The 16844-nt window shown below is 70.0% G+C and carries 17 protein-coding genes; 2 read left to right on the forward strand and 15 right to left on the reverse strand.

Features of this window, described 5'->3' with window-relative positions; genetic code table 11:
- Positions 1 to 6 precede the first annotated feature (6 nt).
- The 7 genes from OG303_RS19290 to OG303_RS19320 all read right to left on the reverse strand — a co-directional run bounded on the left by OG303_RS19290 (position 7) and on the right by OG303_RS19320 (position 6879).
- On the reverse strand, positions 7 to 435 hold the full coding sequence (locus OG303_RS19290; RefSeq protein WP_405869643.1) for a hypothetical protein: 429 nt from the start codon (positions 433 to 435) through the stop codon (positions 7 to 9).
- 4 nt (positions 436 to 439) lie between these two features.
- Positions 440 to 826, reverse strand: coding sequence for a roadblock/LC7 domain-containing protein (locus OG303_RS19295; RefSeq protein ID WP_405869644.1), 387 nt, complete (start codon positions 824 to 826; stop codon positions 440 to 442).
- 34 nt (positions 827 to 860) lie between these two features.
- Complete coding sequence (locus tag OG303_RS19300) at positions 861 to 1685, reverse strand: MarR family transcriptional regulator (protein ID WP_405869645.1); 825 nt, start codon at positions 1683 to 1685, stop codon at positions 861 to 863.
- A 160-nt stretch (positions 1686 to 1845) separates the two neighbouring features.
- Complete coding sequence (locus tag OG303_RS19305) at positions 1846 to 3195, reverse strand: AI-2E family transporter (protein WP_405869646.1); 1350 nt, start codon at positions 3193 to 3195, stop codon at positions 1846 to 1848.
- A gap of 139 nt (positions 3196 to 3334) precedes the next feature.
- Complete coding sequence (locus OG303_RS19310; protein WP_405869647.1) at positions 3335 to 4024, reverse strand: transglycosylase SLT domain-containing protein; 690 nt, start codon at positions 4022 to 4024, stop codon at positions 3335 to 3337.
- Positions 4025 to 4443: 419 nt separating this feature from the next.
- Positions 4444 to 5769, reverse strand: coding sequence for a PhoH family protein (locus OG303_RS19315; RefSeq protein ID WP_405869648.1), 1326 nt, complete (start codon positions 5767 to 5769; stop codon positions 4444 to 4446).
- A 336-nt stretch (positions 5770 to 6105) separates the two neighbouring features.
- A complete protein-coding gene (locus tag OG303_RS19320) occupies positions 6106 to 6879 on the reverse strand; it encodes an isoprenyl transferase (protein ID WP_405869649.1) in 774 nt (257 codons plus the stop codon).
- Positions 6880 to 7723: 844 nt separating this feature from the next.
- Between OG303_RS19320 and OG303_RS19325 the strand changes: the two genes are divergently transcribed.
- Complete coding sequence (locus tag OG303_RS19325; RefSeq protein WP_405869650.1) at positions 7724 to 8887, forward strand: winged helix DNA-binding domain-containing protein; 1164 nt, start codon at positions 7724 to 7726, stop codon at positions 8885 to 8887.
- Positions 8888 to 8916: 29 nt separating this feature from the next.
- Here OG303_RS19325 and OG303_RS19330 read toward each other — a convergent pair whose 3' ends face one another.
- The 5 genes from OG303_RS19330 to OG303_RS19350 all read right to left on the reverse strand — a co-directional run bounded on the left by OG303_RS19330 (position 8917) and on the right by OG303_RS19350 (position 12734).
- Positions 8917 to 9720 (reverse strand): methyltransferase domain-containing protein, encoded by an 804-nt coding sequence (locus OG303_RS19330; protein ID WP_405869651.1) that lies wholly within the window; start codon positions 9718 to 9720, stop codon positions 8917 to 8919.
- A gap of 71 nt (positions 9721 to 9791) precedes the next feature.
- Positions 9792 to 10430 (reverse strand): nucleoside deaminase, encoded by a 639-nt coding sequence (locus tag OG303_RS19335; RefSeq protein WP_405869652.1) that lies wholly within the window; start codon positions 10428 to 10430, stop codon positions 9792 to 9794.
- Positions 10427 to 11299 (reverse strand): LLM class flavin-dependent oxidoreductase, encoded by an 873-nt coding sequence (locus OG303_RS19340; protein ID WP_405869653.1) that lies wholly within the window; start codon positions 11297 to 11299, stop codon positions 10427 to 10429. The genes OG303_RS19335 and OG303_RS19340 overlap by 4 nt, the downstream gene beginning before the upstream one ends.
- Positions 11300 to 11340: 41 nt before the next feature.
- Positions 11341 to 11919: a dihydrofolate reductase family protein gene (locus OG303_RS19345; RefSeq protein WP_405869654.1), complete on the reverse strand. Its 579-nt coding sequence runs from the start codon at positions 11917 to 11919 to the stop codon at positions 11341 to 11343.
- Between the two features lie 62 nt (positions 11920 to 11981).
- Entirely contained in the window at positions 11982 to 12734 is a 753-nt protein-coding gene (locus tag OG303_RS19350) for a prepilin peptidase (protein WP_405869655.1), read from the reverse strand.
- Between the two features lie 123 nt (positions 12735 to 12857).
- Here OG303_RS19350 and OG303_RS19355 point away from each other — a divergent pair, with 123 nt between their 5' ends.
- Positions 12858 to 13235: a DUF192 domain-containing protein gene (locus OG303_RS19355; protein WP_405869656.1), complete on the forward strand. Its 378-nt coding sequence runs from the start codon at positions 12858 to 12860 to the stop codon at positions 13233 to 13235.
- A 140-nt stretch (positions 13236 to 13375) separates the two neighbouring features.
- On the opposite strand, the gene OG303_RS19360 is transcribed toward OG303_RS19355, so the two are convergent.
- The 3 genes from OG303_RS19360 to OG303_RS19370 are packed head-to-tail and all read right to left on the reverse strand — an operon-like array spanning position 13376 to position 16757.
- Entirely contained in the window at positions 13376 to 13906 is a 531-nt protein-coding gene (locus OG303_RS19360) for a hypothetical protein (protein ID WP_405869657.1), read from the reverse strand.
- Positions 13903 to 14739, reverse strand: coding sequence for a hypothetical protein (locus OG303_RS19365; protein ID WP_405869658.1), 837 nt, complete (start codon positions 14737 to 14739; stop codon positions 13903 to 13905). The genes OG303_RS19360 and OG303_RS19365 overlap by 4 nt, the downstream gene beginning before the upstream one ends.
- Positions 14736 to 16757 (reverse strand): Flp family type IVb pilin, encoded by a 2022-nt coding sequence (locus tag OG303_RS19370; RefSeq protein WP_405869659.1) that lies wholly within the window; start codon positions 16755 to 16757, stop codon positions 14736 to 14738. The genes OG303_RS19365 and OG303_RS19370 overlap by 4 nt, the downstream gene beginning before the upstream one ends.
- Positions 16758 to 16844 lie beyond the last annotated feature (87 nt).

The following is a 16844-nucleotide window of genomic DNA, read 5'->3' on the forward strand; positions in this document are numbered from 1 at the left end:
GTGCGTTCAGAGGCTGTACTCCCGCACCACCCGCCGTACCTGCGCGAACAGCATGCCCACGTTGACGGACTTGCGGCAGACGACGACGGCGACGACGTCCTGCTGCTCGTTCATCCGCACGAACAGGTGGGTGAGGTTCTCGCTGTTGACCAGGATCTCCTGGAAGAAGTGGTTGTCGCTCGGGATCCCGCGGCGCTCCTTGAAGACGTCCTCGATCATCACGACCGTGCGCCCCTGGAACAGGTCGAGGGTCGCGCCCGCCAGCAGGTCCAGGACCTCGGGCGGATGGTTGTCGACGGTCTCGTACGACAGCAGCATGCCGGTGGACATGTCGACGACGCCCGAGGCGACACAGTCGGGGGCATCGGTACGGAGAGACTTGACCAGGCCCATCACCTGGTCGGAGAAACCTGGGGTCATACGCTTCGTCGCCATCCCTTCAGACTCCTTCTGATGTCTTGTTCATGAGGATCGAGCCGATCCGGTCGAGGGCGGGCTGCGTGGCCCGGTGCAGCCGGTCGACGTCCATGCCCTCGTCGCCCAGGACGACCATCAGGGCGGTGTCGCCGACGGCGTAGAAGGCGGCACAGCCGTGGCTTCCGTACGTCACGGTCTGGCGCAGGGTGCCGCGGGCGGTCGCCTGCGCGGTGCGCCGGGCGAGGCCCAGGCCGGCCGCGGCGAGGGCGGCGAGGCCTTCCGGATCGATCGAGTCGGCGGTGTCCGCGGCGATCAGCAGCCCGTCGGACGCCGCGACCGCGGTATCGGTGATGCCGGTCACCTGCTCCCGCAGGCCGCGCATTTCGAGCGCCAGGGCTTCGTGGTCCATGTAGGCAACTCCCTTGTCTTTCCTGGGGATCGGTTCATCTCGGGGTTCCGTGCCGGAGCCGGAAGAAGCCGCCCGGCCTGCGGCGGGGCAGGTCGACGGGCGGGGCCGGTTCCGGCGGGGGCGGGGCGGGAGGCAGTGGCGTGCGGTGCCGGATGCCGTCGGGAGGCGTACGGACCGGGATCGGCGCGGGCGCCGGGGCGCACTCCAGCAGCCCCTCGCCGAGCATGCGGCCGAGTTCGACGGTGACGGTGTAGACCCCACGCCCGGTGCGGAAGGCGAGGTCGCGGGCGGTACGGCGGCCGTCGGCATGGGCGAGCAGATCGCGCCGCAGCTCGGTGAGAGGACCCTCGAACTCCCGGGTGGGGAGGGGCCGTTCACGGTCGGGGTGGACCGGGTGGGGCAGGGCGGCGAGGGCGGCGAGCTTGCGGGCCGCGTCCTCCAGCAGCCGCGCGGGGGGCTCGCCGACGGGCACCGGGGCGGGCGGCTCGATGCCGTGCGCGGCGCGCTCGCACCCCTCCACGCGGCCCGCGACAACGGCGAACGCCGCGTCCTGCAGCGCCATCACACACACCACCCGCAACTGGGCGGCCCCGGCGTACCCATGGGCGATCAGCCCGGCGGCCGGCCAGCGCGCACCCCCGGCCTCCCGCACCAGCGCGGCCCACTGCTCCCCGCTCACCCGGCCGGAACGCAGCAGCAGCGCCTCCGCCCCCGGCGCCCCGGGCGACTCGACGCAGACGACGAGTCCGTCTCTGAGGTGCAGGATGCCGCCGGGCGACCCGGACACGCGCAGGAGGCCGGTCCATCCCTCGCGCCCGCAGGCGTCGAGGGCCCGTGCCAGCAGGTCGTAGCCAGACATCACGCCCCCTGTCGCGTAGCGCTGAGGGGGGAATGTGTATCAGGCCGAACGCATATTCCGGCCGCAGATTTCCGACCTGTCCCCAGGTGACGGAAGTTGAGCCACGAGCCCGTTCAAATCGCTTTGTTCGGCGCTCATTTGACCGATTCCGGAACGGATTTCAAGCATCACGGGGGCCTGCGTCCGCAGCCCCTCCGGCGCCCTCGACGGCCTCGACCGCCTCGTCCTCCGGACCGGCCGGCGGTGGCTGATCGGCGCGGGTCAGTTCCTCCGAGTACGACTTCAGATAGCTCACCACCGTGTTCGTCACCGCCACCAGCGGTACGGCGACCACTGCGCCGCCGATCCCGGCCACCATGCCGCCCGCCGCGACCGACAGAACCACCGCGAGCGGGTGGACGCGTACCGCACGGCCGAGGATGAACGGCTGCAGGATGTGGCCCTCGATCTGCTGGACCGCGAGGACCACGGCGAGGGTCATCACCGCGGTGAACACGCCCTGGGTGACCAGCGCGACGACCACCGCCAGCGCGCCGGACGCCACCGCGCCGACGAGCGGGATGAAGGAGAACAGGAAGATGAAGACGGCCAGCGGGACGGCCATGGGGACGTCGAGGAAGTAGATGCCGAGGCCGATGAAGGTGGCGTCGATCAGCGCCACCAGCACCGTGCCGCGCACGTAGGCGGTCAGGGTGCGCCAGGCCCGCGGGCCCGCTCCGGCGACGCCCGGCCGCGCGGCGGCGGGAACGAGCTTGAGCGTCCACTCCCAGATGCGCCGGCCGTCGTACAGCAGGAACAGGGTGGAGAAGAACGTCAGCAGGATGCCGGTCAGCGCCTCGACCACGACCTGTACGCCCTCGAGGCCCGCGGAGGTGATCTGGTCGGTGTTCGCGCCGACCGCCTCGCGCAGGTTCTTGGCGATCTGGTTGATCTGCTTGTCGGTGACGTGGAAGGGGCTCTTCAGCAGCCAGTTGCGCAGGTCGTCGATGCCGCTCTGGATCTGGTCGGAGAGGTTGTCGATGTTCTCCATGACCTGCCAGGTCACGAACCAGCCGATCAGTCCCATGACGACGAAGCCGAGGATCGCGGTGAGGGCGGTGGCGAGGCCGCCCGGCACGCCGTGGCGCTTCAGGCGGGCCACCGTCGGCTGGAGCAGCGCCGTGATGAGCAGGGCGACGACGAAGGCGAAAACCACGAGTTGTACGGCGCTGATGACCCGCATCAGCACCCAGACCGTGCCCGCGAGCACCAGCAGGCGCCAGCCGGCCTCGGCCGCGACGCGCACACCCCACGGCACGGCCTGCGCGGGGTCGGGGCGGACGGCGGCGGGCGGCGATGCCTCGGCCGGGCGCTCCGTGGGCGGCTGAGTCGTCCCGGTCCTGCGGGGCGGAGCGGGCGGGTCGGTCTCGGCGGACTCCCGTTCCACCTCGGCGCGGCGCTCGTCCAACCGCTCACTCACCTCGGTCAGTCCGGCGCCGATCCGGCCGAGCCACGCTGGCACTCGCGACATGATCCGTCCTCTTCCCCCGTCTTTCCCCACCACTCCCCCCTGGAGTCGTCGCGTCCGACCGTACAGGGCGAAAGCCCCTCCCCCTATGACGGGGAGGGGCTGCGCAAGGTTGAGAGGTGAGGCCCTGGACCTCGACGGCTCAGTACCAGCTGTTGGCCTGCCAGAACGACCAGGCGTCGCACGGGCTGCCGTACCGGCTGTTCATGTAGTTCAGGCCCCACTTGATCTGCGTGGCCGGGTTCGTCTGCCAGTCGGAGCCGACGGACGAGTACTTGGAGGCGGGCAGGGCCTGGAAGAGGCCGTAGGCGCCGGAAGAGGCGTTGACCGCGTGGTAGTTCCAGCTGGACTCGTGGTCCACGATGTTGCTGAAGCACTGGAACTGGCCGCTCGGCACCATCTGCCGTGCCATCGACTGGATCGCGGCGACGGAATACGAGCTCTGGACGGGGAAGTCGGACGAGTCCTTGCTACGGCTCGCCGCAGCCTTGGCCTCGGCGCGCTCCTTGGCCTCCTTGGCCGCCTTCTCCGCCGCGTCCTTCTTGGCGATGGCGGTGTCGGCTGCAGCCTTTCGGGCCGCCTCCTCGGCGTCCTTCTTGGCGCTGGCGTCGGCCTGGATGGCCTGGGCGTCGGCCTGCTGCGTCAGCGAGGCGGTCTGGACCTGGGCCTGCTGGCCCGCGGGTATGTCCGCCAGGAGCGTCGCGTCGCTTGCCGTCGCCTCGGCGTCGTTGGGCTGGGCGGTGCTGCCCGAGGCAACTCCGACAACGCTTCCGACGGCGGTGACCGCGGTGGCCGAGGCCACTGCGAATCCCCGGACCGAAATCCGGCTCACACGGTTTCCTTCCAGCATCGCCCGCTTCGGTGACCCTGGCGGACGCAATCGTGCCCCTGGCGCTGGCCTCCCAACTGCATGGTCACGGGAGGCACGGGCCCGGTGGGCAACTCCCGCGAGGGGAGCGCCGCGTGGTGCGCGGGCGGCATACGACGACGCTGTGGAATTAGCTGTGATGCTTCTGTGGTGCCGTACCGCTGGGGGTACAGATGTGTCGTATGCGGGGCCTGACAGGAGTGAGACTCTGCCGCACCTGGACGCCGGGTGGCAATTCTGAGTTGCGTGTGAAAGCTCACATCCCGTTTGACCCAGGGGATTTCGAGAAACAGCAACACGCGAAAGCGCCGCCCCGCTAGGCTCTCAGCCTTTGCGAGACGGCGCCAACTGACGCGTAACCGGCCCTAATTGGGTCTCGGCTCTCAGATCTGCCCGTCTTCGAGCATTTCGGTCACAAGCGCTGCGATCTGGGACCTCTCGGACCTGGTCAGCGTGACATGCGCGAAGAGCGGATGCCCCTTCAGCTTTTCCACGACGGCGACGACACCGTCGTAGCGACCCACGCGCAGATTGTCCCTCTGTGCCACGTCATGGGTGAGAACCACCCGTGAATTGGCGCCGATTCGGGACAGAACAGTCAGGAGCACATTGCGCTCCAGCGACTGCGCCTCGTCCACGATGACGAACGCGTCGTGCAGTGAGCGTCCGCGGATGTGGGTGAGCGGAAGGACTTCGAGCATCCCGCGCGCGGTGACCTCTTCGATGACCTCGCGGCTGGTGACCGCGGACAGTGTGTCGAAGACCGCCTGCGCCCAGGGGCTCATCTTCTCGGACTCGGAGCCGGGCAGATAGCCGAGCTCCTGGCCGCCGACCGCGTACAGCGGCCGGAAGACCATCACTTTCTGGTGCTGGCGCCGCTCCAGCACCGCCTCCAGTCCCGCGCACAGCGCGAGCGCGGACTTGCCGGTGCCGGCCCGGCCGCCCATGGACAGGATCCCGACGTCCGGGTCGAGGAGCAGATCGAGCGCGATCCGCTGTTCCGCACTCCTCCCCTTGATACCGAAGGCCTCCCGGTCGCCGCGCACGAGGCGGATGTTGCCGTCGGCCGTGACCCGGCCGAGCGCCTTGCCCCGCTCGGACTGGATCGTCAGCCCCGTGTGCACGGGAAGGTCGGACGCTTCGGGCACATACACATGCCCTTCCTCGAAGAGGATGTCCACCTGCTCGCCGGGCAGGGTCAGTTCGGACATTCCGGTCCAGCCGGAGGAGTCCGTGATGGCGAGTTCCGCGCGGTACTCCTCGGCAAGGAGACCGACGGACGAGGCCTTGATCCTGAGCGGCAGGTCCTTCGACACGACGGTGACGTCGAACCCCTCGGCCTGCAGATTGCGGGCGACCGCGAGGATGCGGGAGTCGTTGTCCCCCAGGCGATAGCCGGTCGGCAGCACGCTGGGGTCCGAGTGATTGAGCTCGACACGCACAGTGCCGCCGAGTTCCCCGATCGGGATGGGGGCGTCGAGGCGACCGTGCCGGACCCGGAAGTCGTCGAGCAGGCGCAGGGCCTGACGGGCGAAGTAGCCGAGTTCGGGATGGTGCCGCTTGGCCTCCAGTTCCGTGACCACGACGATCGGGAGCACGACCTCGTGCTCGTCGAAACGGGTCAGGGCGTTCGGGTCGGCCAGCAGGACGCTGGTGTCGAGAACATAGGTGCGCCTGTCTGGCATGCGGCGCTTTGTGCTGGTCACCACGGAAGGACGTACCCCCTCGGATGAGGTCGGGGAGCGACGGAGTGGAGCTGGACCGGTTGACGGCCGCATTGCACGGGCCGAGAACCGGCCCTCCGCCTTGTCGTCCGTGCAGTGACCGCACGATCGGGCTGGTGCAAAGGGCCTCCCGGGCGGACGGCCCCGTGCCGCCCGCTGAGATCCGACACCCGTGGTTCGGGCATCGACCTGACTGGCTTATGCCCTCGAACATGCGGTGCCATGCCAGCGCATATGACGGCGCCCTGGTGAACTCCTTGTTACTTCCGCCCCAAAACGGGGTAGTCCAGGCGCCCCTCGCAGGAGTGCGCCGGTCAGCGATCAGCCGCCGTAGCGGCGGTGACGCTCGGTGTAGTCACGCATGGCACGCAGGAAGTCGACCTTGCGGAAGGCCGGCCAGAAGACCTCACAGAAGTAGTACTCCGAGTGCGCGGTCTGCCACAGCATGAATCCGGACAACCGCTGCTCACCGCTGGTACGGATCACGAGGTCGGGGTCGGGCTGGGCCCCTGTGTAGAGGTGCCGGCCGATCATGTCGATGTCGACGGCCTCGGCGAGGTCCTCCATCGACGTGCCCTTGTCCTGCGCGTCGAGGAGCATCGAGCGCACCGCGTCGGCGATCTCCTGGCGGCCGCCGTACCCGATGGCGACATTGACCAGTATCCCGTCGATGCCGGCGGTGGTCTCCTCGGCCTCCTTGAGGGTGGTCTGCATCTGCTGCGGGAGCAGGTCGGGGGTGCCGACATGGTGCACGCGCCAGCGGCCGTCCGTGGCAAGGGTCCGTACGACGTCCTCGATGATGCCGAGGAGCGGGCCGAGCTCGTCCTGGGGCCGGTCGAAGTTGTCCGTCGACAGCAGCCAGAGGGTGACGACCTCGACGTCCGTCTCACTGCACCAGCCGAGGAACTCCTCGATCTTCTCGGCACCGGCGCGGTGGCCGTGCACGGTGCTGGAGCCCGCGGCCTTCGCCCAGCGCCGGTTGCCGTCCATGATGACGCCGATGTGCTTGGGCACCTGAGCGTGGTCCAGGTGACCTTCCACCCGGCGTGCGTACAACCTGACCAGCAGGCTGCGCAGCTTGTCGCGCAGGTTCACGTGATTGTCAGCCCCTCCGTACGGATCGGACAGGCGCGGCCCGGGCTCGGCGGCTCGGCCGAGGGCGGGCCCTGTCCGTATGGCGGTCCGGGATCTCCGTATGACGGTCCCCGGAGGCGAAGCCTACCCCTGCCGTACGGGCGCGCCGCCAACGGGTGCCGGGCGTAAGGGCTTCCACCGGCCTCCACCTCGCGGCCGCTCGAACTGCCCACAGATCGTCAGATACGTCGGGAGGAACCGCCCGGCGGCCCCGGGCCCGCGGAGGGTGCACTGACCCCGGGCACAAAAAAACGGGCCGGTCCGTGGGGGGGATACGGACCGGCCCGAGGGGGGGTTTCCACCATAACCCTTCGTAAGTGATGCTGCGTGCATCGGCGTGCCACAACTACTCTCCGGAATCGAACGGCGACGCGCCGATGGCCGCGGAGCGGGTCTCTCATGGCCGACTCATGGCCGAATCACAGCGGTTTCCCAGGGAAAACGGGCGGAAAGTGGAGCGATCCGGAGGGTTTGACGTGTCTTGTGGTTCGCTCGGCGAGTTGTCTTCGCATCCCCCAGCCGGGTGACGCGGACTGCAACGCCAAATTGACGTAAAAACAGCACCGCGCAGCCCCCTCCACTGCGCGGTGCCGACCGCGCAGCTTTGCTCACGCGAATTACCTTGGTCTGAACTTACGCGAGTCACAGGGCGGAAACGAGCCGACCTCGATAACAATGTGGAAACCCTGCCGCGCCTGCGAATGTGCGGTCGGGATCTGCCCTTGATGCGCATTTTGTCTGGTACGACGAAGCTGCGCGGCGATAGCGGACAGTATTCGACCTAGTTCGGGCCTACCGTCGCCTCATGACCCAGACGATCACGTGGAACGAGGCGAGCGCGCGCCGACTGCAGCGGCAGTTCCTGGCCACGCCCGCCGAGAGCGCTACTCCGGTCGCCGATGTCGTCGCCACGATGCTCGGCGCGCATGCGCAGGTGCTGTCCGCGGCGGAGGTGTCGGTGGGCGTACGGGCCGAGGGCGTGACCCGGGCCGACGTACGCGCCGCGCTGTGGGATACCCCCGCGCAGGCCTCGCTGGTGAAGACGCACGGCCCGCGCGGGACGGTCCATCTGCTCCCCGCGCGTGAACTGCCGCTGTGGTGCTCCGCGTTGCCCGCGGTGCCGTCCGGGGCAAGCCCGTTCGCACCGGACGTACGGGTCACCGAGGAGCAGGCGCGGCAGATCGTGGCGGCGATCGGGGACGCCCTCGACGGCGTGTGCCTCACCGTCGACGAGCTGGGCGCGGAGGTCGTGGCCCGCACCGGTTCCTGGGCCGGCGACCGGGTCATGCCCGCGTTCCAGGACCTGTGGCCGCGCTGGCGGCAGGTGATGCACCGGGCCGGCCAGTCCGGCGCCCTGTCCTTCGGCCCGAACCGGGGCCGCAAGGTCACGTACACCCGCCCGCCCCACTTCACTCCGCTGCCGGCCGAGGAGGCGGTACGCGAACTCGTCCGCCGCTATCTGCACGCGTACGGGCCCGCGACACCGCAGAACATCGCCAAGTGGCTTGCGGCGCCGGGTGGTTGGGCGGCGGAGTTGTTCGGGAGGCTGGCCGGGGAGGGCGAGATCGAGGAGGTCGTGTTCGAGGGGGCGACGGGATGCTGGCTCGTGGCCGGCGACACGGAGTTTCCGGAGGATCGCGTCCGCGGGGTCCGTCTGCTGCCGTACTTCGACGCGTACGCCATTGCCGCGCAGCCCCGGGAGTCACTGTTCCCGGGCGCCGCGTACCGGCGGGCACTGGCGGGCGGCCAGGCGGGCAACTACCCGGTGCTGCTGCTCGACGGCGTGGTAGCGGGGGTCTGGCACCAACGGCGCCAAGGACGTCGTACGACCGTCACCGTGGAACCGCTCGGGCGGCTGACGGCGCGGCAGGAACGGGAGTTGGGCGATCAGGTGGAGCGGGTGGGCGAAGTGCTGGAGGCGAAGGCGGAGTTGGTGGTGGGGGAGGTCGCGTCGGGACCGCATGCGTAGAACTCACCGGGGGTGCACGCCCGTTGGGCTCACCGGTGGTGGGGCTTGCGGGCCTCGAAGAGGTGGCGGGTGCTGTGCGCGACGAAGGGGCCGTCGGCCTCGATCCGCGCATGCAGGGACCGGAGCCGGTCCGCGTACGCGTCGACGGTGAAGCCGGGGACCATCCAGATCACCTTGCGGAGGAAGTGGACGACGGCTGCGATGTCGTGGAACTCCATACGGAGCCGCTCGGCGCGCAGGTCGACGATCTCGAGGCCGGCGACTACGGCGTCGGCGCGTTCGCGGTCGGGGTGGCGGGCGCTTCGGGACCGGTCCGGTTGGGGTCCGAGGAAGTACTCGACGAGGTCGAACGCGCTGCCCGGGCCGACGTGTTGGGCGAAGTAGGTGCCGCCGGGCTCCAGGACGCGGGTGATCTCCGCCCAGTTCGGGGACACCGGGTGCCGGCTGCTGACGAGGTCGAAGGCGCCGTCCGCGAAGGGAAGCGACGCGTCCTCGGGCGCGGCGACGACCACGGTGCCGCGCGGGCGCAGCAGGGCGGTGGCCTTGGCGACGTTCGGCGGCCAGCCCTCGGTCGCGACGGTGAGAACCGGAGCCGCGACTGCCCGCCCGAGGGCGAAGTCCAGGACCTCCCCTCCCCCGGTCTGGACGTCCAGTGCGGCGGTGGCCCCGGCCAGCCGGCCGGCCAGGGCGAGGGCGTATCCCCAGGAGGGCCGCTCCTCCGTGGCCCGGCCCCCGAACCAGGAGAAGTCCCAGCCCTCGGTGGGAACGGCAGCGCCCTCGGCTACGAGGTCGTCGTAGCTGCGGGGTTCTTTTGGGGGTTCCTCGTGGGGCATGGGGTGATCGTGGCAGGGCGTTGGCGGTCGGCGCCGCCGATTTTCTGCGGTGAGCGGGTCAGAGATGGGGGTCAGAGATGGGGCCGGACCAGGTCGTACGCCGTCTGGGCCGTCGGGGCGTCGAGGAGGCCGTCGGCGGCGGCGAGGCAGCGGCGGACGGTGCGGGTGGCAGCGGGGTCGGCCCGGTCCGGGGTGTGCAGCACGTCCCACAGCTGCATGAGCAGTGCGCCGAACACGGCGAGCGGCCCGTCGACGGGCCCTTCCCGTCGCGCCCAACGTTCCGCGATCGGCCCGCCGACTCCGGGCACGTCCTCGATGCCGCGCCACATCGGGTCGGGGGCCGCGTAGACCACATGCCGGACGTGGCTGTGGATGAGGGCGCTGCTGCACAGCAGGCAGGGTTCGAGAGTGGTGTAGAGCCGGTACCCCTCGCACCGGCCGCGGGCCGGGAGTTGGGCCAGGGCGTTGATCTCGGCGTGGGCGATGTTGGTGCCGGCGAGCTGTCCGGGCGGGGCGGTGGGTTCCTGACTGCGGTTGCGGCCGGCGGCGACGAGCTCCCCGCCGGCGTCGAGGACGACGGCACCGATGGGCCGGCTGCCGGCCCGAAAGGCTTCCCAGGCGAGCTCGAAGGGGAGGCGCCAGGGGGTGGGGAACGATTCGGTCGACTCGTCGGGTTCATCCAGCTCGTTCAGCTGGTTCTGCTGGTTCACGGCACGAGTGGCCTGACCTCGTCCGCAACGAACCGTACGAATCCCTCTGGGTCGGGCTCGTCCCCCGTCGGTTGGAGGATCACCCTGTCGGCACCGGCCTCGGCGAGGCGCTGTACGGCCTTGGCGACGGCACCGGCGTCTCCGGCGACCCCGAGATCGGGAGCGGACTCGAGCCCCTCGGCGACGAGTTCGGCGCGCAGCCGGGGAGCGGCGTCGGGTCCGGTGGCGGCGAGGAGGTAGACGACCACCTGATGCGGATCGGTGCGCCCGGCCGACTCCCGTCCCTGGTCGATGAGTTGACGTGCTTGGCGTACCCCGTCGGCCGTGGTCGACGCGGTGAGGACCGTGCCGTCGGCCGCCTCTCCGGCCAGCCGCAGCGAACGCGGCCCGGTGGCGCCGGCGAGAACGGGCACGGGCCCGGCGGGCGGCCAGTCGAGCGCGACGTCGTCGAGCCGGACGTACCGCCCCTGCGTCGTCACCCGCTCGCCGGCCAACAGGGCCCGCAACGCGAGAAGATGCTCCCGAAGCAGCGTGACGGGCGACTCGACGCGCGCCCCCACCTGCCCCATCCAGTCCTGCACGCCATGCCCGACGGCGACAACCGCGCGCCCCGGGAACATCCGGTGCAGCGCGGCGGCTTCCATGGCGGTGACGGCGACGTTGCGCAACGGCACGGGCAGCAGCCCCACCCCGACCCGCACCCGCTCGGTCCAGGCGAGGGCGGCAGCGGCGGTGGAGATCCCGCCCTCCCGGAAACAGTCCTCCCAGAGCCAGAGCTCCTCGAGCCCGCTCCCGTCCGCGAGGCGGGCGACGTCCCGCAGCCGCTCGGGAGGCAGTTGGGGTCGGAACACAGCACCGAGTCCAGTCATGGCTTCTTCCTACCCGGGCGGGAACGAACCGGACAACACCTTTACGAGCCGTCGGCCCTGTCGCCCCGCTCGTACCGCAGGAGGACGACGCCGTTGCCGAAGACATGACTCTCGACGAGCCGAAGGGACGCGGCGATGTCGGCCTCCGGGAAGAGCCGCGTGCCGTGCCCGACCAGTGCGGGATGCACGTACACCCGGAACTCGTCCACCAGCCCGAGCCGCAGAAACTCACCGGCGACCTCCGCCCCACCGAGCCCGAGATCCCCACCCGCCTGCTCCTTGAGCGCCCTGACCTCTTCGGGTACGACATCGCGCACGATGGTGGCGTTCCACTCCGCGTGCTGAAGCGTCCGCGAGTACACGACCTTCGGGATCTCCCGCCAGATCCCGGCGAACTCGGCGCCGGTGGCGGAGATGTCGGGGTCCGCATCCGCGGTGGGCCAGTAGGCGGCCATGAGCTCGTAGACACGGCGGCCGCTGAGGTGGACGCTGAATCGTCCGACGACGTCGTTGAAGTGCTGGTGCAGTTCTTCGTCCACCTGGTGCCAGGAGATGTCGTGGTCCGGGCCCTCGATATAGCCGTCGAGGGAGACGGACATCATCAACACGATCTTCGGCATCGGCTACCTCGTCCTGATTCGTCCCTCAGCGGTCATCGTTACCGTACGCGGTCCTCGCACCGTCACGTCGCCGCGAACGCCCCCAGCAGCAGTCCCGTGAACGCCCCGCCGATCATGAAAGGCCCCAGCGGAATCGCCGACTTGCGGCCCGCTCGGCGTACGGCGACCATCCCGAGGCCGTACAGCGCGCCGTAGAACAGACCCGCGAAAGCACCCGTCAGGAGGATCTGCCAGCCGTACCACCCCAGGGCCGCGCCCAGGGCGAGGGCCAGCTTCACGTCGCCGAAGCCCAGGCCAGAGGGGTTGATGAGGAAGAGGAGGAGGTAGGCGGTGCCGAGGGTCAGGCCGCCGAGGAGGGATCTGGGCCAGGAGCCCGTGGTGGCGGGCAGGGCGGCGGTGATGCCGAGGAGGGTGGCGGTGCCCGCGGCCAGCGGGAGGGTCAGGGCGTCCGGGAGGCGGTGGACTCGGTAGTCGACGAGGGCCAGGAGGACCGCGACGGGTGTGATGAGAAGCCAGACCAGCGCTTCGGGGTGGGGACCGGTCGCGGCGGCGAGGGCGGCGCAGACGAGGGACGTCGACGTGGTCACGGCCACTGTGCTTGGGCCGTACGAGCCGCACTCTCCGGCTGCCTCCCCTTGCCCGCAGCGTGCTCTGCCCAGCCAGCCGGCGCATGCGCCCCTGATCGGGTGGCCTCCCGGACAGCGGTCGCTCCACGGTTGACCCGAGTCGACCGAGAAGCGGTGGGCGGCGCGAGGCAGGAGCAGGCCCGTTCCCGCGCCCCACAGGGCCGCCACGATCGTGAGGAGTATGCGCACGGCGGGAATGTATGCCCGTCGTGGACGGGACGGCATGGGTCCCTGGGCCCATGTGGGGCCTACTTCCCTGCGGATACGTTCAGTTCGCGAGACCGACGACGGCGTAGTGGGAGGTGGCCTGGCATGGGGCGGCAATGGCGGGACGGGCGGGGGAAGTTGGTTGTGCATGCGGCGGGTGAGGCGGGAGTCTGTGCCGTTCCGCTGGAGATCGCTACGTCCTATCGAGCCCGTACCAAAGGGTTGTTGGGGCGTGACTCCGTCGACGGGGCGATCCTGCTCTCTCCCGCCAACAGCGTTCACACCTTTCGTATGCGCATCCCCATCGATGTCGCCTATCTCGACCGCGGCCTCAACGTCGTCGCCGTACACACCATGAAGCCGTGGCGGCTGGGTCTGCCCCGGTTCCGTTCCCGGCATGTGGTGGAGGCGGAGGCCGGGGTCATGGCGGGGTGGGGGCTGCGGGTCGGGGCGCGGGTGGAGGTGATGGCCGACGGGGGGTAGGCGGTCCGACGGGTGCGTAGGCGGCCCGACGGTGGGTAGGCGGCCTGACGGTGCGTAGGCGGTCCGTCCGGTCCCTACGGGGGACTACGAGGTCATCCCCCTCGGGCGACCGTCGGCTGCCGCCTCGCGTCGCGTCACCGTCAGCCGACGCTGCGGCCGGACTGGTTCTCCCGTTCCCAGCGCCGCATGTCCTCGGCGTTTCCGATTCTGATGCCGAAGGTCCAGGTCGGGTCGAAGAAGAGCCAGTAGCGGGACTCGAGTTCGAGGGCGAGGCACTTGATGACTCCCTCTGCGGGGTTCGAGCCGGCGTCCGTGTACGGACGGACGGTGGTGCAGCGGAGCCGTGACCAGCCATCCCCGAAGAGCTGTTCGCCCCAGGAGGCGTGGGCAAACTCGAAGTCCGTCTCCTCCTCCCTGACGCGTTCGAAGAGTTCGACGCCGTCGAGGGAGACGGAGTCCACGACACGGGCCGCCAACTGGTCGTGGTGACCGGCCGACTCGAGCCGCAACGCTCCCTCGTCGAGCAGGACGTGTACGACGACCGGCTGTGGACAGAACTCGGGGACCGGTTCCTCGTCCCGGTCGATCCAGCCGGGGACGAGGACGTCGGTGACGTAGCGCCGGCGCAGGACGTCCTCGACCTCGCTCCAGGGATTCACGAACGGGTTCACCAGGGGATCCTCGCAGGGCTCCGGTCCCACCACCAGCGTTCGGTCTCCGTGTGGGTGCCGGGCTCGGTCCAGGTGCGGAAGTCGGCGTCCAGGTGTGCCAGGACGGTTCGCAGGTCCTCCGCATGCTCGTCGTCGACCTCGGTCACGAGCTGCGACAGGTCGTCCCGGGCCCGAAGGTCGCGTTGGAAAAGGTCCTCGCGGTAACGCCCGGAGGGGCCCCATTGAGCCTTCGCCAGACGACGCACCAGCCGTTCCCAGACCTGCAGGCCGTAGCGGACACGCCCTTCGACGCTCGCCGCCGTGCCCGTCGGGTACGTGGCCAGAAAGGCGTCGGAGAGCGGTGTCTCGACGGGTTCGTGATCGAGGACCTCGGAGAGGATCTCGACCTTCGCGCGAGGGAGATCGGGCACCGCCTCCTCCACCGCGTCGACCCGGTACGTCGTGTCCTCGTCGGAGTCGATCGCTTCCAGGCGGCAGCGCGCGGCGCGTCCGTCCGACGCGGCCGCCACCCAGTACGCGCTGTCCAGGTCGAGGTCCAGGGCGGGGTAGAGGACCGAGGTCGCCGTGCGGACCGCGAGCCCCTGTGCGAGGGCTGCCTCCGTGAGGGCGCCGGCCGTCCCGTCGTCGACCTGGATGTCGAGCTCCAGCGCCAGGTCACCTGGCGGCAGCACACGGTATGTGCACAGGACGGGCGAGTCCCAGCGGCGCGCTTCCTGGTCTCCGTCCGTGTCGGCGACGTCGACCGCTTCGGGCGCCACGGACAGCAGTTTCGCCAGTGCCTCTCGGAGGCTCGACGGCTCGAGTTCCGCGACGGTGAAGAGATTCGCGATCACTTGTACGTCCCGTCGTACACCTGCTTGGCCTTCGCGACCTTGTCCGGGTTGTTGACGAACTTGGGATCGCGCTGCAATTGCTGCGACTTGCTGAGGTCGCCCTTGTTCCGCGCGATCTCCTTCAGAGCAGCGTATTCAATTCGGTCCATGTCGACCAAGCCCGGGCCGGAGACCGGGAAGACCGTCCCCGTGTCCTCGACGCGGTACTGGCGACCGTTGATCTCGTAGGTGTTTCCGTCCGGCAGCAGGTCGGCTCGGCCCTTGGCGATTCCCTCGATGTCCGCGCGGACCAGGTCCTCGTTCCCGCGGAGGATCACCGTGTTGCGTTCCTTGACCTGCCCGCTGCCCGATCCGCCGACGGTGTGGCGCTTGTTGGGGAACTTCAGCGTCTTCCCGGCCGCCGGGCCGGCAACATCGTCTCCGGCCTGCCACCGATCCGCGGCCTTGTCGGCCTCGTCTGCCTGCTTGCGGGCCTCCTCGGCCTCCTTCTTGGCGTCCTCGTCGCAGCCGTCGTCGGCGAGTACGACGTACGGGGAGCCGCCGGCGGCCAGCACGGTGGTGCCCGTGCCGGAGGAGCCGGTGAGGGTGTTCCCGTCGTCCGGGACGGCGCCGTCGTAGGGAATCCGGCGGCCCGGTGCGGAGATGGTGCAGCCGGACTCCTTGGCCTTCTTCTCCGCTTCCTCGGCCGCGTCGTCGGCCTCCTTCGCGGCCTTCTCGGCGCCCGCGACGTCACCGGCCTTGGCCGCCTTCTTGGCGTCCTCGGCCGCCTTGCCCGCCTTCTCCGCGAGCTTGCCCAGCTTGCCGAGTTTGCCGAGTACTCCGACCTTTTCGACGACCTTGCCGACGTCGTAGCCGGGGATGAAGAGCGAGCCGACGTTCCAGAGGACGGTCGTCACGGCGCGCGTCTTGTTGCCGTTGTTCCACTGGTCGGCCACGTCGTCGCCGATGAACATGTCGTATAGAACGGTCCCGCCGGTCTTCAACGACGCGCCGCCCCAGCCCAGGACCGCGCCCAGGTAGTCGCCCTTGGACCACTTGTCGCGGGCGTCCTTGGAGTTGTCCATCCAGTCGCTGCCCAGCTGCTTGCCGTAGTCGCCGATGCCGCTGAGCGTGTCGAGAGGGTGGCGGACCATGTCGTAGATGCCGGTCAGGTCGCCCCAGATACCGTCGACGAACAGCCCCTGGCCGACCTGCTTGATCTGGTTGCCCGCGCAGCCGAAGAAGGCGCCGAAGCCTGAGAAGCAGCCGTCGTCCTTCTTCTCGTCGCCGTCCTTCTTGCCGTCGTCGTCGGCTTTCTGGTCCGGGTTGTCCGAGCCGTTGCCGTTGTTGTCGGCGGTCCGGGTGTCGTCACCGTTGCCGTTGCCCGCAGTGGTTCCGCCGCTGCTGCCCTGAGTGTTGTCCTGGCCGTCGCCGTTCCCTGCCGTGACGTCCGTGCCGCCGCCCGACGGGGCCGCGCAGCCCATGCCGGTGACCTTGCAGACCTGGGCCTCGATGCCGCCGTAGATCTGGGTGCCGAGACCGCTGACCAGCAGCGCCGTGACGAGGGCGACGACGATCGCGACCAGGCCGGCGTACTCGACCGCGGTCTGACCGTCGTCGCGGCGCCAGCGGATCATGCGGGCCGGCGAGAAGGGGCGGCGCTCGACGCGGTCGAGCTCGGGGAGTTCGTACCAGCGGCGGCTTTCCGGGCGGAGGAGGAAGAGGAGGGTGAGGACGGGCACCACGAGTTGCATGCCGCCGCGGGCCGATCCGCCGGCGAGGTTGGCGACGGCAGTCAGGATCAGCCAGACCTGTACGGCGACCAGTCCCCGCCAGACCCGGACCCCGCCCTCCCAACTCCGCCGGGCCAGCCACCAGCCGACGGTGCCGGGAGCGGCGGCGTAGGCGACCAGGGCGAGTACGGCGCCGTCGAGGTCGTCGTACGAGGACGCGGTGAGCAGCAGGCTGACGCCGCCCACGATCGTGATCGCGAACAGGGTGTGGACGAGGACGAGGGCGGAGGTGAGAGGGGTGGGCATGTTCCGGCGCCCGCCGTGGCCTGTGGGCCACGCTGCCTCCGACCCCGGCACTCCCCCGATCGACGCCATGCCCGCCCCTCCTCGACT

This window comes from Streptomyces sp. NBC_00005 (assembly GCF_045160215.1).
Lineage (GTDB): Bacteria > Actinomycetota > Actinomycetes > Streptomycetales > Streptomycetaceae > Streptomyces.

Bases quoted from the DNA above. Each gene is read 5' to 3' on its own strand.
- OG303_RS19370 (WP_405869659.1), bottom strand. From the start codon at position 16,757: ATGCCCACCCCTCTCACCTCCGCCCTCGTCCTCGTCCACACCCTGTTC.
- OG303_RS19295 (WP_405869644.1), bottom strand. From the start codon at position 826: ATGGACCACGAAGCCCTGGCGCTCGAAATGCGCGGCCTGCGGGAGCAG.
- OG303_RS19305 (WP_405869646.1), bottom strand. From the start codon at position 3,195: ATGTCGCGAGTGCCAGCGTGGCTCGGCCGGATCGGCGCCGGACTGACC.
- OG303_RS19330 (WP_405869651.1), bottom strand. From the start codon at position 9,720: ATGCCCCACGAGGAACCCCCAAAAGAACCCCGCAGCTACGACGACCTC.
- OG303_RS19355 (WP_405869656.1), top strand. From the start codon at position 12,858: ATGGGGCGGCAATGGCGGGACGGGCGGGGGAAGTTGGTTGTGCATGCG.
- OG303_RS19340 (WP_405869653.1), bottom strand. From the start codon at position 11,299: ATGACTGGACTCGGTGCTGTGTTCCGACCCCAACTGCCTCCCGAGCGG.
- OG303_RS19345 (WP_405869654.1), bottom strand. From the start codon at position 11,919: ATGCCGAAGATCGTGTTGATGATGTCCGTCTCCCTCGACGGCTATATC.
- OG303_RS19290 (WP_405869643.1), bottom strand. From the start codon at position 435: ATGGCGACGAAGCGTATGACCCCAGGTTTCTCCGACCAGGTGATGGGC.
- OG303_RS19325 (WP_405869650.1), top strand. From the start codon at position 7,724: ATGACCCAGACGATCACGTGGAACGAGGCGAGCGCGCGCCGACTGCAG.
- OG303_RS19300 (WP_405869645.1), bottom strand. From the start codon at position 1,685: ATGTCTGGCTACGACCTGCTGGCACGGGCCCTCGACGCCTGCGGGCGC.